The sequence below is a fragment of the Moorena producens 3L genome, from assembly GCF_000211815.1.
Classification (GTDB): Bacteria; Cyanobacteriota; Cyanobacteriia; order Cyanobacteriales; family Coleofasciculaceae; genus Moorena; species Moorena producens.
The window spans coordinates 100,621-116,373 of record NZ_GL890945.1; the positions used below are offsets into that span (position 1 = coordinate 100,621).

10 protein-coding genes are annotated in these 15,753 nt (G+C 42.8%); 2 read left to right on the forward strand and 8 right to left on the reverse strand.

Annotated elements, in window-relative coordinates:
- Window positions 1–222: 222 nt before the first annotated feature.
- From LYNGBM3L_RS22095 to LYNGBM3L_RS22115, 5 genes are all read right to left on the reverse strand, one after another.
- The gene (locus LYNGBM3L_RS22095) at window positions 223–1,020 is read right to left on the reverse strand and encodes a 2OG-Fe(II) oxygenase (RefSeq protein ID WP_131827390.1); all 798 of its coding nucleotides are present in this window, start codon (window positions 1,018–1,020) and stop codon (window positions 223–225) included.
- A 109-nt stretch (window positions 1,021–1,129) separates the two neighbouring features.
- Complete coding sequence (locus LYNGBM3L_RS22100) at window positions 1,130–2,488, reverse strand: oligosaccharide flippase family protein (protein ID WP_009148936.1); 1,359 nt, start codon at window positions 2,486–2,488, stop codon at window positions 1,130–1,132.
- Between the two features lie 135 nt (window positions 2,489–2,623).
- Window positions 2,624–3,640 carry a glycosyltransferase family protein gene (locus LYNGBM3L_RS22105; RefSeq protein ID WP_044494313.1) on the reverse strand — a complete coding sequence of 339 codons (1,017 nt, stop codon included), beginning with the start codon at window positions 3,638–3,640 and terminating at the stop codon, window positions 2,624–2,626.
- 228 nt (window positions 3,641–3,868) lie between these two features.
- Window positions 3,869–5,134, reverse strand: coding sequence for a glycosyltransferase family 4 protein (locus LYNGBM3L_RS22110; protein WP_009148942.1), 1,266 nt, complete (start codon window positions 5,132–5,134; stop codon window positions 3,869–3,871).
- Window positions 5,135–5,591: 457 nt separating this feature from the next.
- Window positions 5,592–7,784: a GumC family protein gene (locus LYNGBM3L_RS22115; protein WP_063747945.1), complete on the reverse strand. Its 2,193-nt coding sequence runs from the start codon at window positions 7,782–7,784 to the stop codon at window positions 5,592–5,594.
- Between the two features lie 852 nt (window positions 7,785–8,636).
- On the opposite strand from LYNGBM3L_RS22115, the gene LYNGBM3L_RS44095 reads away from it, so the two are divergent.
- On the forward strand, window positions 8,637–8,861 hold the full coding sequence (locus LYNGBM3L_RS44095) for a hypothetical protein (RefSeq protein ID WP_154659878.1): 225 nt from the start codon (window positions 8,637–8,639) through the stop codon (window positions 8,859–8,861).
- Window positions 8,862–8,945: 84 nt separating this feature from the next.
- On the opposite strand, the gene LYNGBM3L_RS22120 is transcribed toward LYNGBM3L_RS44095, so the two are convergent.
- The 3 genes from LYNGBM3L_RS22120 to LYNGBM3L_RS22130 form a co-directional block, all read right to left on the reverse strand.
- Window positions 8,946–10,169: a glycosyltransferase family 2 protein gene (locus tag LYNGBM3L_RS22120; protein WP_009148951.1), complete on the reverse strand. Its 1,224-nt coding sequence runs from the start codon at window positions 10,167–10,169 to the stop codon at window positions 8,946–8,948.
- Between the two features lie 430 nt (window positions 10,170–10,599).
- Window positions 10,600–11,643, reverse strand: a complete 1,044-nt coding sequence (locus tag LYNGBM3L_RS22125) for a glycosyltransferase family 2 protein (RefSeq protein WP_009148962.1) — start codon at window positions 11,641–11,643, stop codon at window positions 10,600–10,602.
- A gap of 173 nt (window positions 11,644–11,816) precedes the next feature.
- On the reverse strand, window positions 11,817–13,544 hold the full coding sequence (locus tag LYNGBM3L_RS22130) for a cellulose-binding protein (RefSeq protein WP_131827116.1): 1,728 nt from the start codon (window positions 13,542–13,544) through the stop codon (window positions 11,817–11,819).
- A gap of 442 nt (window positions 13,545–13,986) precedes the next feature.
- Between LYNGBM3L_RS22130 and LYNGBM3L_RS22135 the strand changes: the two genes are divergently transcribed.
- Window positions 13,987–15,654, forward strand: a complete 1,668-nt coding sequence (locus LYNGBM3L_RS22135) for an alkaline phosphatase family protein (RefSeq protein ID WP_044494346.1) — start codon at window positions 13,987–13,989, stop codon at window positions 15,652–15,654.
- The last annotated feature ends 99 nt before the right edge of the window (window positions 15,655–15,753 follow it).

Below are 15,753 nucleotides of genomic sequence, written 5' to 3' on the forward strand. Positions count from 1 at the left end.
GAGCATGTCAATTTTGTTAATCCCTGTTCAGATCCCCCGTTTCCCTTAATAAGGGGGACTTTTAAATCTAATTCCCCCCTTTTTTAAGGGGGGCTAGGGGGGATCTATGTACCTAATTACAAAGGTGACATGCTCCCAGAAGCCTGTTCCACGCTACTTGAGGTGCCAAAGGCCAACGGCTGACCGCTGACCGCTGACCGCTGACCACTGACCGCTGAATTCTTACTCAATAATTAACTTCTTAATAAATTTCTTGACTTTGGTTACTGGAGATTTTTTAAGTTGTATTTTTTCTCCTGGTCGAGCCTTAAATAATGTAGAATGGTCGCCACTATTAGAAAGCTCTTCAGCTGGTCTGCCATTGCTGTAGTAGTAAAGTGCCAAGGATTTCCGAGTCCGTCCTTCTGGACAAGTTAATGGCTCAGGATGTCCGTGATAGGAAAAATCGGTAGTATTAAATATGACACATCGGTTGAAGACGGGGAGAATTTTTTTCTGAGACTTTGTCATCTCTTTATCCCACATTTCAAAATAACCACCATAGTCTTCTTGCCAATCTTTGTTGAGATAGATCAGAAGATTTAAGCGGCGGTCAAGGCGCAATTTTGTATGGCGATTGAAATCAGCATGGATTTTTAAGTAACCACCTTTTTCGATCTGATGTAAGCCACCACCAACAAAATGAGGATCAGGGATTATTCCATCAATGCCAGTTAAGGTTTCTAAAAAGTTAAGGAAAGTTGATGAATTGAGCTGATACAGAAAAAATCGGGTGTACTCTCCCATTTGTATTTCCGATTTTGAGGCCAGTTTTTTTTCTGGTGCAGCATCAAACTTTTGCCAATCAATTGCATCAGCTTTAGGAAACTCATTCAGAATCTTATCTAGGACATCTTCTGGAAAAAAGTTATCCATGATAATGTGTGGAAATGGCTCAGACTGGGCGTATATTTCACAATTATCATTCGCAAATTTAGTTAATTTTTCTGGCTCTAGGCAATAGTTTAATTTGGAATACATTTTATCATCCATTAGTTTTTTTAATTAATTTTAGTTTTATTAAATAATAGCAATCCTAAATAGATTGTAATAATTTTTGTTACCTGTTCCCTGTGCCCTGTTCCCTGTTTTAAAAAAGTCCACTGATGGGATATCCAAAACCCAACATATATCGAGCCCAAATCACCCACATCAGTAATGTCAACAGTAGTGCAGTAGCCCAGAGGTCTTGCTTAATAAAGGAAAGCCCTTCACGACAGAGACCATAAGTTATTACTAGATAAGGGAGAATGTCATTGAAAGCAATCACGACTACTGCTCCGAGTGCTCCATTTCCCAACTTTTCCATCAGATAAAATCCTAGGGGTATGCCAATACAAACCTTAAGACTCTTGACCAATTGACTGTAAGCGTTATAGTTTGGCTTGCCAAGAGCCATCAGGGCTTGCTGAACGGTATCAATTAATAATGCAGGCCAGATGCCTAGGGTCAGGATTGGTAACATCCAAGCCGCCTCATAAAACCTCTCATCATATAAGATAAAAATCGCAACATCTCCAAAAGCAGTACTGACTGTCAACATCAATGCTGCAACCACTAGGATAAGTTGCCGATTGTACCAAATCTTGATCCGAAAGGTTTCCCGAGGCAAATCAGCCAGCTGAGAAAACGTTGGCAAAAGCACCTTGGAACTAATTGCCGAGATTACCTGGGAAGGTAGGTACGCTAAATTAAAGGCAACACCATAAATTCCCAATAGCTCAAATGAAAACAATTTGCCTAGAATTAGTCGGTCGGCTTGGGTCGCGAGAAAGGTAAGGGCCGTTGAAATAAATATCCATTTCCCGAAGGAAAAAATGCTGTTAGCTGCCTCTTTCTCCCAGGTAAAGCGGTTTGATTTTCCAGGAATTAACCAATGACTCATTACCATTTTGACCAATGCCGTCAGCACATTTCCAATAGCAAGAGCCCAGATTGTCCGATTGACAAAAGCCCAAGTGACCATCAAGATCAGGCCGGACAATTGCCCCACCAGCTCAAACATCATGATCTTGCCAAATGCCATCTGGCGGTTGAGGCTCCACACAGCAGTGGAGTTGAATCCCTCAATCAGTGGAATCACACCAATTACTGGCATCAGCCATAACAGCTGCGGGTTATTATAGAAGTGGGCAACTGGCCAAGTAATTATAAGACAAGCCACCCACAGCAAAAGGCCCCGCAAAACCTGAATAGTCCAGATAGTATTCAGAAAAACTGGGTCATCCCCACGTTTATTCTGGATGATGCTTGCACCAATACCGACATCGGAGAATAACCGTAAGCCAATGATGAAAACGTTGGCTAGAGCCATTAAGCCGAAAAACTCTGGTGCAAGCAGGCGGGTCAGAACAAGATTACTTGCCAGTCTCAGAAACTGACTTGTTCCATAACCAGCTACTGTCCAAATAGCCCCACGGAGGAGTTGTTTTTTAAGTGATGAGGACATGGTTAGATTTCCGAGTAGGTAGACGGGATGGGTGGGGTTGCAGACTTAAAGGCATCAGATAATTTAGTTAGTTTTAAAGATTGGCTCTACAGCTGATATCTGAGCATGTTGTGTAATGTAGGTTTTAAGTTACAGCTAGGTAGATAATAGTTGTTGAGCACCAGATGAATACTCGCGAACGGTCTTTTGCCAGAAACGGGCTGGCTCTTGAGATGAGAAATAACGACTAATATAGTCGTGAGCATTGCGTGAAATATTGTCACGAAGTTCTGCATGCTCTAGTTCCAAAAGACATCGTGCTGCCGCCTCAGGAGTCTCGGCAGCCATAGCAGTCTTACGGTGTTCCATGCAGAAATTTGCCCCACGGGCAGTCTTGCCCACTACCACAATTCCTGCTGCCATGGATTCTTGGGGAGGAAGGGCACAACCCTCAACCTCTGCAGATGCCAGGAAGACTTGTGGTCGTCTAAACTGCTTTGCTAGTTCGTGAAAGGGAAGTCCATCCACACGCTCAAATCTCCAGTATGTACCACCTAACTTTTGATACCATTCCTCAGTCTCGGTGATGAACTCAGGACCTTTTCTGGGAAAGGCGAAGACCAAACCTGCTTCTCTTTCTGCTTGAGGAATAAATGGAAATGCCTTGTTGTCAACTACATTGGGAACGATCTCAATGTCTTTGCCAGGATAAGTGGCTTCGCATATTTCCTTCATGAAGGGAGAGTCTGTCCAAAGAGCCACACGGCTATCTCGATAGTCAAAATCCGCTTTAACCAAAATTGGAACCTGGAGATAAGCGATCGCTGGTCCTTTGACATCATTGATCAATAGTGTGAGCCAATCAGGAATAATGCATACATCATCGGGACGACGATCTGCCCAACGGATAAAGGGTAGATCGTGAATCCCCCAAGTATTACCAAAGGTGTTACGACCAGTCATGGTGGCAATTACTGCATCAGCCCCAGATTCCCGAGCTGCCAAGCAGTGACGCATGATATTCAGGTCTCCGCCGTTTACTTCGGATTTATAAAGCCACCTACGCCTGACCCAACTCTGAATTGGCTTTAGCTTAGGACGGCGAAGGACACGGTATATTCCCTGCCAAGTGGTGCTTGTTGAAAAGTCTGAAAGCAAAAATACAAAACGCATCAGCTAACTGTTACAAATAAGGGAAATTATTCAAAATGGGGCGTTGCTAATTACAGGTATGATTTTGCCCCCCAACCCCCAATTCTGGGGGAGAAAGATAATTTCAAGTCCCCCAATTTTGGGGGACCCACGGGGGCGTTACTGAAACAAGACAAATAAATTCATACTTCAATTCAGCAACGCCGAAAATGCTCATCTGTTGCCCCGATTCACAATTTGATTCACAATTTAAATACGTGAGAGCTTAGCACTCCTTGGTGGTGCCTCAATCGGAGCTTGCTTTGGAGGTAGTTCAGGATTAGACAAAAATAGGGCTGACAATTTCTTGGCTTCTGTTGCGACATCATGCCGCCTAGCCACCCGCTCCGCCCCAGCTTTACCCATTTCCTCCAGGGTTTCCACCGGGGAGTTTAAGGCTTCAGCCATTGCTGCGGTTAAAGCTTCAACAGAACCGGGTGGCACCAGCCAACCACAGCTGCCATCACCCACCAACTCCGGTATCCCAGCAACATAAGTAGTAATCACTGGACGACCCAGGGCTAAAGCTTCCATGAGCACGACTGGTAATCCTTCCGCAAAGCTGGGCAGTACGAGAGCCCGTGCTGCTAAAATTTGTTGCTGAACCTCAGTATTACTAGCCCAGCCAGTAATCTCAATGTGGTCTTGCAAACCCAACTGGGCAATAGTTGCTTCAATTTGCGTACGCAACGGTCCATCACCCACTAGTACCAACTTGAACTGCAAGCCCTCAGCGGCTAACTGATGGGCCGCTTCAATCAAGAGTAGATGTCCTTTTTGTTCACTGAGGCGACCAACGCAAACTAAGCGTGGCACCTCTGGTATCGGGGTGTGGGTTTTACTCAAAAACATCTCATCCACACCACAGTGGATCACATGGATTTTTGACCACTGTTTGTGGCTGCACCATCGATAAAGCTGGCTTTTGCCAAAGGAGCTAACCGCGACCACAAAAGCAGCTCGGTTGATTTTTTCTCTTAAAGCGAGAAGTTGGGATTTATCAAACTCTTCTGGACCATGAACTGTGAAGCTGTAAGATGGTCCACCGAGAGCATGACATAACATCGCTACTGTAGTTGAGTTTGTTCCGAAGTGGGCGTGAACCTTCTCAATATCTGACTCGGAAAACCAACCCAGCAGAAGGCAAGCCTCAGCTAAGTACGCTAGATGATTCAAAACTCCTCGGTCTGAACCCCAGCCGATTTTGAGGGTCAGCTCTAAGGTCTTCAAAAGACGTATCGGTCTGGTTAAGGCAGTGCGTAATAGGCTAAAACACAAGCCCACGATGCCAACTCCTAAGACAAATCGAGTCTTCTGTAGCTCTAGTTGATCGGCTTGATCAACTAGTTCAGAGGCGCAGGAACGGATAGAAAAACGTTTGACTTGAATATCGCAAGCCTCAAGACCTGCAATCTCTCGCCGGATAAAGCTGTGACTTACCTTAGGATACTGATTAACTAGATAGGCAATTGTCATCGTGAACTCGGGGCAACGGTATGTCTGTTTCTATGAATTTTTCGTAGTTCGTAGATTGACACCTTATCTAAGAGATGGAATAGATCGAGAAAAATCTTCAAATGTTTCAAGGGATGTAACGCCTTCATTAACATCACCTGATTAGGCTCCATTGTCCGTACCAATTTTGCCGCCTCCTTAGACTAAAGCAACTTTGGTGACAGTATGTTATTAATTGTTCTTACTAACTGTGAACTCAGAATCCGGATTGCGATCCCATGGAGGATAGGTAATATCGTATCCGGCAGAATAAGTTTCGGTGGCAGGTTATTCGCGTAGGGTGGCCTAAAGGCCAAGGTTGTCTGTCAGAATGCAGAATGTAGAATGTAGAATGTAGAATTTGGAATTCTAAATTCTTAATTCTACATTCTTAATTCAAAAATGGCGAACAACCGAATAACCTTTAAGAACCGATGTTCTAGGGTGAGACAGTCAGGGAAGATGGTTGGACACGATTAACTACTACGCCCAGACAGGTTAAGCCAAACCTGTCTATTTGATCGAGGACTTGCTTGAATTGAGATTTCTTAGTTCCTCTGAATCCGACCACCATCAAGATTCCATCTGTATGGGCAGCTAGGAAATTGGCGTCTGTATAGTTCAGTAGATTAGGAGTGTCATAGATAACCAAGTCAAATTTTTCCTGAAAATGCCCCATAATCTTTTCCATGCGAGGAGAGGCCAGATCTGGAGCAGATTCTACTAAGGCTTGCCCAGAAGTCAACACAAAAAGATTATCTGAGAAAGGCGATCGCTCCATCACAACCTCTAGGTCGTTTGATAGCAAGTCGCTCAGTCCTGGCAAGTTCTGTAAATTCAAATTGGTGTGAAGTTGAGGTGAATGGAGATTACCATCTACTAATAGAACTCGCTGACCTCTGGAGGCTGCCATGTGAGCTAGGTTTAAGGCGACACTAGACTTACCATCCCCAGCCATAGCCGAGCAAATGGCGATGGAGCGAAGGGGTGGATTACAGAAGCGGAAATGCATGTTAGTGTAGAGAGATTCGAATGCTTTTTTAAATCGATTATCCTCAGAAATTCTGTCCTCATCGTTGTCAAAATCTACACTAAAATTATTGAATGGTTCAGGATTTTTACTAAATGGTATTTCTCCTAAAACAGGTAAATTATGGCCTTCTTCAATATCCTTGATTTCATAGAAGATATTCCGATACTTATCATAAAGGATAACTGTCCCCATCCCTAAAGCTAAACCGCCCATAACTCCCATCAAGATCAACTTATTCTGACTAGATTTTCCGATCGGTGCACCGGTCGGATCGCGGTAAAGCTGAGGTTGAGAAACTATCTCCCAAGGCACTTCCCGTTGAGCTTTCTCCACCTGCAAGGTCTCTTTCTGAGTTTCTAGTTGGTTGAGAGTTTGAGTAGCAATTTGTAACTGCCGCTGTAGATCATTATACTTACGGACAAAAATCGGGAATTCTTGGACTTCGCGATCAACAGTGTTTTTGGTTTGTATCAGAGCCTGATTACGAACCTGTAGTACCTCAATTTGGTTGGTGGTATCAACCAATTGTTGAATCAGTTGTAAACGAATTGGATTTTGAAGGGTTCGCACTCGGGGGTTAATCGGTTGACCTCCTAAGTTCTGACCCAGAATCCGTTGTACTTCCCGATTGAGAAGAGTTTCTAGGTTTTGCCGTTGCTCTAGTAGGGTTTGAATATTAGGGCTCTCTGGCTGAAAGCGGGCGGATTCTATCGCAATTCTACTTTCTATTTCTTTAAGATCCGCCAGTAACTTCTGATAGTTAGGATCTTCACTCAAGGCAGAAGAAGCTAAAGCTTCATTTGGCGATAGTTTTAATTGTCTTTGTAAGCTGTTTTTTAATTTAATTAGCTCTTGTAGCTGCCTGGTTGTATCTCTTTTTTGGTCGCCAATTTTACTAACTTTGTTTGATAATTGTCCCCCATCAAATTGAGGTTCAATTAGCTGATACTGCTGTTGCAGGTTTTGCAAATTTCCTTGGATAATATTAACTCTATCCTGTAATTTAGGAAGTTGCTCATTAATAAATTTAACCCCTTGGCCAATGCGAGTTTTTCGGTCTTCTAAACTATACTTTTCATATTCTTCAGCTGTTGTCTTTAAGACCAACTCTACTAGTTTGGGATCTGTCCCACTATAAGTAACTGATAGGATTTTAGTATTTTCACCTTGACTTTCTTCTTCGAGACGTTCAACTGTTAAATAATACTGAAGTAGCCCAAGCTTAAACTCTGGATACTGGAATTTAATTTTATTGACGATTTTAGATAAGACTTCAGGACTGGTTAGGATTTTAATCTGAGTTGCATAGTCCAGTTCAAAATTTCTCTCACCAGGTATTCTTCCCTGACCCCGAGTAAGTGTCATTGGTTCAGTGGATATTGCTGCAGCAGATGTGACTGGTTCGACTAACAGCTGAAAATTACCTGAATATATAGAGGGAGATTTGCTACTCAAAAAGGTAGCAGCAACAGTCACTAAACCTGCAATCCCTGCAACCACCATGGCTTGGCGTCGGGCAATCCTCAAAAGCGGACCTAGATTTAATCCTTTTTGAGGAGTATTTAACTCATCTTGCTCGTTTAATGTTAGTTGTTGCAATTGTCTGCCCCTTTTACTAGTTGATAAGGTTTCAGCCCCCTGTTGTATATCCAAGAGGATGCTAATTTTTGCAGGGAGACACTAATAATTACCAACTCTCAGGGCAATAATCCGGATTGTCCAGGTTTATAACCCTTTTCACATCGATGCTATAGTTGATCGATGTAGAAGCAAAACTTATCAATATTCCGGAGTGCTATCAACTCCTTTGGCTTGGGTTATTTATAGTATTTTTTTCACAATACTTTTGTCATGTCAAACTTGATTTATCTTAATAAATGTAAATCAATTTTATACCAATTCTGGAAATTACGGCTACAGATAAATTTAATCTTACCATCTCCTAATCTGGATATGTAGTCCTACTTTAACTACTTGGTCTTATCCGCCGCCGGTTTAATTATCTTTGATAATACACTTCTTTGATAATACACTTATGATGCTACCATCTTTGATAGGATTTGTGGGCAAACTCTAAAATAGTTAGATCCAAAATCGGTAAGCCCAAGGATAATTCCGTGGGCTAAATTATGGCATTAAAAATTTAATTAACCCTGATTATGAAACAATTAATTAGCAATCCTATAGCTATAACAATTCTATACCTAGGACCAGAGAATGATCTCTCCTAGTAGAATCAGTTGATGGCTGCATCTCAATGCATGCAAAAACACTCTTCGGCAATAGAAGGCTAATATCATGTTATGACAATTACCCTTAATAAAAATCTCCCCCATCTCCCTATATTCCCCTCCTGGTCGGGGTTAGGGGTGGGTTCCTATCTCCTCACTTGGGTAGGTTTTTTACATTTGGGCGAGTACGTACTGGCATTGGGAATAAATTTCTCAAAATATGTCGGAAAATCTCCCAGAATTTCCACCGATTACCGACCCATCTCCCGCTCTTCCCCTCCTGGTCGGGGTTAGGGGTGGGTTCCGATTAGCCATTCCCCATTCCCCATTCCCCATTCCCCATTCCCCATTCCCCATTCCCCATTCCCCATTCCCCATTCCCCATTCCCCATTCCCCATTCCCCATTCCCTATTACCTATTACCTATTACCTATCTCCAAAGTAAAAAACCTACCCTTGTCAGCCCCACACTTCCCACCCTCCCCACACTTCCCTTCTTTTTTACAAATATGAGATGCACCCCAGTTGATTAGGATGATGGGGTATCGACTGCATCCCGTTCTGTGCGAATCCACTTGGTCTGAGGTTCCACCAGAAAAGCCAGATAGAGGGGAATTTTCCACAGAATGTAAATCGGGACAGCTAAGAGCATCAGGAGCGGAAAGTCTGCTCGGCAAAACTTAGCCCAACCTTCAACAATCGCAATTAACAGCAGCACCCCTTCTATGAGTAACACAATAGTACTTATCCATGATGCTCCCAATGCTCCCCCGAGTAAAGCTCCCCCTGTAGCAGCCACCCAAATTAGAACCAATAGGGACAATGGTGGCACACATAAGTCTAATGCGATCGCTAATAGGTCTATTCGTCTTTGACGAATAGACTCTTTGAGCAACTCAGGAACTTGGTTTAGCAAAGTCTCGATATGACCATGCTCCCAGCGTGACCTTTGACTCTTTGCTGAACCCTGTTTCATCAGACGACCTGTGACTCCTGCTTCCTGGCAATATATTGGGGAATGTCCGATGATCGCTAAATCCAAAGCCAACTGCATATCATCAACTGTTTTACTGCCAGCCAAAGAGATTTTGCGAATCACTGACCAGGGGAAAGCCATTCCTGAACCTGTTAACAAACAAGGCAAGCCCAGTCGATGTAACCCACTCGGACGGACTGTATTTTTGAATTTAACCGCCAGGGTAGAGATCAAATCCTTTAGTACCGGGTTGTCTGGTTGTGTCATTAAGTAAGTTGACTGAACCGGTCGTTGTGTAGCGATCGCAAGGCGGGAAATCCGTGAAATCGTTCCTTGAGCAACAATACAGTCTGCATCAACCACCACCACGACATCCGGTGGATTAGGCTCAATAAACCCCATACCGAAGTCTAAGGCATATCCCTTACCTCTGCGCTCATGATCTTGTCGTTCAATTACAATAGCGCCAGATTTCCGAGCCACTGCTGCAGTGTCATCAGTGCAATTATCAGCAATGACTATTAGTCGGTCTTGCTCCGTAAGCTGAGGTAGTAATGTTTCCAGGGTGGCACTGATATCAGAGGCTTCATTGTGAGCTGGAACTAAAACAGCCACCGTTGGTCGGGGTTTGCTAGCATCCGACCATGGCTCAGAGCCATTAGGCAAAATTGCTGCACTACATTCAATAAAAAGAACTGTAATTGGAACGATAAGGGCAAATGCTATTACCAAGAATGGAATATCAATCAATGAGATGAATGGCTGATTAGCTAACACAATTCAACATCCTTAAAGCTTAAAATAAGTTATTTTTTTAGGGAACAGGGAACAGGGAATAGTGATTAGGGAACAGGGAACAGGGAATAGTGATTAGGGAATAGTGATTAGGGAATAGTGATTAGGGAATAGTGATTAGGGAACAGATCAGAGGTTTTAGTCAACAAAAAAAACTTTATTTATCTTTTTTGATAAGTATTAACAAAAAAATATATATTATATAGAGCCAATAAATAATCGTTAAAGTCTAAAACAAACCTAGAGATAAATGATACATATCCAGATATTATCTAATAAAATTTAAATAAAAAACAATAAAATCAGATTTATTTGATAATGTTTAAGGTTACCTATTACCTGTTTACTATTACCTGTTTACTATTACCTTTTGCTATCAATCCTTTGTTTACAACTCAAATACAAACGCTATCTAACTGTTAGTATTAAGTACAGTTTTGTACTCAACCAAGTTACTACGCTGTCCGAGCAATCGATTTAGGTGAAATTGAATCTGACCTTGGACCTGAGGAAACTTGCCGATCATGCAAGACAGACTATAAAGTAAAGCATCTGTTGAGCTCAAACCTGTCTGGGACTTATGACGATAGATCCGGTAAGTCATCAGAGGATAACCCAACAACAGCAATAAGCTCAAGCCATGGGTGAGCCATGCGATCGCAAATACTAATATAGGTAAGAGTAATCCCCAGAACCAAATGCTCCGGCTTTCTTTGACCCAATGGCGTTCTGGAGTGTGACCGTGTAACCAGGCTCCCTCAGCGTAACCATGACCTGCTCTCAAGAACCGCTTCCAGCACTGACTAAAACGTGTCATTTGGGCATCATGCAAAGTCATTTCAGCATCTAGGCGAAAAATCTTCCAACCCTTCTGGCGCAGCCGCAAGCACAATTCCGGTTCTTCACCAGCAATTAGAGTAGGATTAAACCCTCCGACTTGTTCAAAAGCTTCTGTGCGCATCATTGCATCACCACCACAAGCGGAAGCTTCACCCACTGGTGTATCCCACTCCATGTCACACAATCGGTTATATATAGATGTTTCAGGGAAGCGCTCTCGTCGGCGACCACAGACTACAGCGACATTAGGGTTGGCTTCCAGTTCCTTTTGAGCATAGTTGAGCCATCCCCCTACTACCTCACAATCCCCATCCACGAATTGGACAAACTTAAGATTTGGCTCTAAATGTTTGAGATAGATATATCCCGCATTTCTAGCACGAGCTGCAGTAAAGGGTTTAGATAGGTCGAGTCCAATCACCTCTACCCCTAAAGAATGAGCGATTTCCACACTGTCATCTGTGGAGCCAGAATCGACATAAACCACACGAGCCACGTTTTTAATCACAGACAGTAAACACTGGCGTAGGCGTTCACCTTCATTGCGTCCAATCACAACTAATCCAATTTGCTTCAAACCTTGGGCTTTGTATTCTACAGCTGAGAGAGTGTTCATCGTTTAACTGCCTTGAAAATTTAGCTCTTTTCTTGCACTAGGCAAGGAATTGAAACGCAGAGGTAGCACTGAAACGCTGTTTCCCTAACGCTATCGTTGTTGGTGAAAAATTTTAGCCAGATTAAACTGTAACAGATTCACCCTTGTATAGCTTTCTAGGGAAGTTTACAGGATCAGGAATTTTGATCGATAAAGTCTATTAAGGCATCATACTTGGGTGAACTCTTTTGGTATACATGTTCTAAAGCCCCCCAGCTCCCCCATTTACTGGGCTTCTTGATATCAGAAAAGTGCATAAATAAGCCACCGCCCTGATTCTTCCATTCATTCAGGAGTTGTGTATAAATTTTATACATTTTTGGATGTCTATTAAGCTCAATGAAAAACTCAGTTAGTTTTTGATTATCGGACTTGACAAGATGTTGACCACCTTCGTAAACCACTAACTGTAGTTTTCTCTTATCTGCTACTTTGTGATGATAGTTAAAAATTTGATCAATATCACTTAAACTCTCATAGTCTTCTTCTTTGGGAAGTAACCCCCCGGATTTGATCTGCTTAAACGCTTTTGACACTCCCCCATCGGGTTCATTCAACCAAGATTCTATGGTGCTTTCGTTTTCTTCCGCGTTTAAGCTGCCATTAAAATATCCCGCGATCGCAAAAGCATCAATACTATGTTGATAACAAGGGGCATTACCCTCTGCTACCCACAGAGGACAATCCAAAGCAGCATTTTCCAAACCAAGCCATACGGTATGGGTAGCCATAACAGACACCACTTGATTGCTGTCACTACCAAATACATTTTTCCAAATATCAGACATTTGAGCAGTACGCATTCCATACCATTGCATGTATGCATCTCCTTTATCCTTGCCCCACCTAGCTTGACCTTGAGCTAACGCATAGTTAGCTTGTTGGAATTGCCAATTCCACACTTCATTAGACAGTTCCACATAAACCCTTAGATTTGGATCTAAGGTATCTTTAACTATTTGGGCAAAATTAGTGATATAGTCATCTGTAGCTTGATGGGGCATATTAAACCATGGATCAGCACCAATTCGATTGGCCAGTTTAACCATGATTTCTACAGGTACACCTTTACCGTAAGCGTAGGAGGCATCATCTACTTTTGGTATATTTGCCCATTCCCTTTGCTTAGAATGATTGGTTTCCATCCAGTCCATAAAACGGATGGCTTTAAATTTTTTAATTTTATTGATGAATTCCGGATTAAAAAGTTCAGACTCGTAAGTATCTTCATACTTAGCTTGAACAACACGAATGTTGCGAATATAATTACCCGTGTTATTAGGATCCGTAGCGGTAATTATTAAATAGATACTAGCCCCGGATGGCGTTACATTAATTACATCTCTTCCTGGCCTTGACGCTACCTCATCTTTGGTGGCATCAAACTTATATTCTATAGTGCCTTCTCCATCGTATAAAACCACATACTTTCCAGCTGGATAATTTTTCATCCCTGTAAAAAGTAGTGTAGCCACACGAGTATATTCAGGAGGAGCTTCTGGAGCAGGTAAAGACTTAACCCAGCCCTGTTCGTCTAAATCCAGTTTATCGTATTCCTCAGTATCCCACGAACCACTACAGCCTGTTTCTCCAGAGACACATTGAGTAATCCATGGTCTCGACGATTTGAAGGCATCTAAGAAAGGAAGTTCAGTTGACCAATCAGCAATTCCATTCAGGTTAGTTCCTAATTTAGGAGTTGTAAACGGAGAGTTTTGAACCGTTGATTTACTTAAAATAATATTAAGTTTTTGATAAAATTGTTCAGGATATGTTGGATGAAGCGCAATGAATAAAGTTAGACAAAAACTCAAAAAAAATAATGTAATTATTTGGAATTTATTAAAAACTATACTGTACACTAATTTTAACTATCAGGGCTAGCAAAACTGACTTGATAATTGGAAGTTATTGGTAAGCTGACTTCACTCAAGTAGCGTTCGTGGCACAGGCTTATAGCCTGTGACGCACGCCCATTAGCTTACTGCTTACATGGCTGGTAATTATCACCACTAATATATACTTAATAAAAAACAGCTATCCGGATTTTTGCTCTAGAGATTTTTATCAAAAGCTTACGCTATATATTAATTTAAGTTAATCTTGTTATAAAGTTATAATAACGAGAAGGATTTTTAGAAATCCATAGGTAAAGATCAAAGCAGGGGTATAACGGTAAACTTAGCTGTTGTATAACATAGACCAAATCGAGTTTAATGTCACTCTAAGACTTGCCAAGATTCACAAATGCCCCTGGTTAAGTTGCAGGTTGCATCTCCAGTATTAACATTTACTTTTAGAGAAATGAACAAGCCTGTTATTGTCATTGGACTAGATGCAGCTCAGCCCTCTGTCCTTGAGAAATGGATGTCTCAGGGACATCTCCAGACTATGCGTCGTTTGCGCGACCAGGGAACCTATGGACGCCTGAAAAATTTTGAAGCGTTTAGTGCAGAAACGCCTTGGACAACATTTTTGACTGGCTGCTCGCCTCACACAACTGGGTACTGGTCTCCCTTGGGATTCCGAGAAGGTAGCTATGAGTGCTACACCAAGGCCGCCTATGACTATAGTGAGTATCCTCCATTTTATGCCCTGGGTGAAGATTATCGAGTGGCAGTCTTTGACATGCCTCAAACTCGGCTCTGTGAGGAGGTAAATGGTCCCCAGGTTTTAGCTTGGGGAGCCCATTCTCCTCAAGTAGCTAGTGGCTCTTTACCGGCTTCACTGTTCCAAGAACTGGTTGACAAACATGGAGAACATCCAGGACTCCATAAGGACTATGCTGTGTGTGTTGATTTAAAGGGAACACTTCGACTTCGGAAACTTCTGGAGACAGGGATCTCCCGTCGCGCTACTATTTGTCAAGATCTCTTGGAACGAGAGTCTTGGGACTTGTTTTTAACAGTGTTTGGCGAAGCCCATGCACTGGGTCACAATTTCTGGCAGTTGAGTCAACCGGAACATCCTCTCTATGAGCATTTTAGTTCCCGTGTTTCAGGTGATCCCATGCTCGAAGGCTTTCAAGCCATTGATCGGGCAATCGGCAAGATTTTAGCCAAAGCACCAAAGGATGCTCATGTCGTCATTTTCTCCGCTCATGGCATGGGTCCTAACACCATGGATGCCCCCAGCACCACCTTCCTGCCTGAGTTTTTATATCGCCTTAGTTTCCCTGGGAAATTTGCCCTGGCTAATGGTACTGAGTTGGGAACACCCCCTGAACCGATAATTACCAAAATGAAATGGAACTATTGGGAGCGACATCTGTGGGGTACCAAGTATGATCCTAATCCCATTAAAAGGTTTTTGAGACGAGAAACTCCCACCAAGCTTTTCAAACTAATCGAGCCATGGTTAGATTCTTCTCAAGAACCCGATCTGATCTCCCCATTCAGGCTAGCGAAGGAAACCGATGTAGTACCTTTCCAACCAGCCGCTTGGTATGCACCGGTCTGGCACAAGATGAAAGCGTTTGCCCTACCAAGCTTTTCAGAAGGGTATATCCGTATCAATCTTCAGGGACGAGAACCCCAAGGATTGGTACCGGAATCGGAGTATGATGCTTTCTGTGATGAACTGATCCAAAAGCTTTACGCTCTTAAAGATGCCCGAAAAGGTGTACCCATGGTCAAGGAGATCATCAGGACACGGAAGTCGCCCACTGAGCGAAATTGTAAGCTGTCTGATGCCGACTTGGTACTTGTCTGGCAAGATGAGTATGCCACAGATGTGGTGGAAAGTCCTGATGTTGGACGTATTGGTCCTGTACCCCATTATCGTGCTGGCAGCCATCGCCCTGAGGGATTTATCATCGCCGCAGGTCCAGATATTGCGTCCGGTGTTGATTTCGGAGGCGGTCATGCTCTTGATCTTCCCCCCACAATTTTGGAATTGATGGGTGCACCAATTCCTGAATACTTTGAAGGTAAGCCACTACCATTGCTAGCAAAAGAGCTTGTCAACGGTTAATATGCTTACCGGCTTAGAGTGTGGTCAGAAACATTGCCCTCATAGTTAAGTCTTTGTAAATTAGAAATGAGGGATAAGGTAAAGAGGGGATGAGGATAT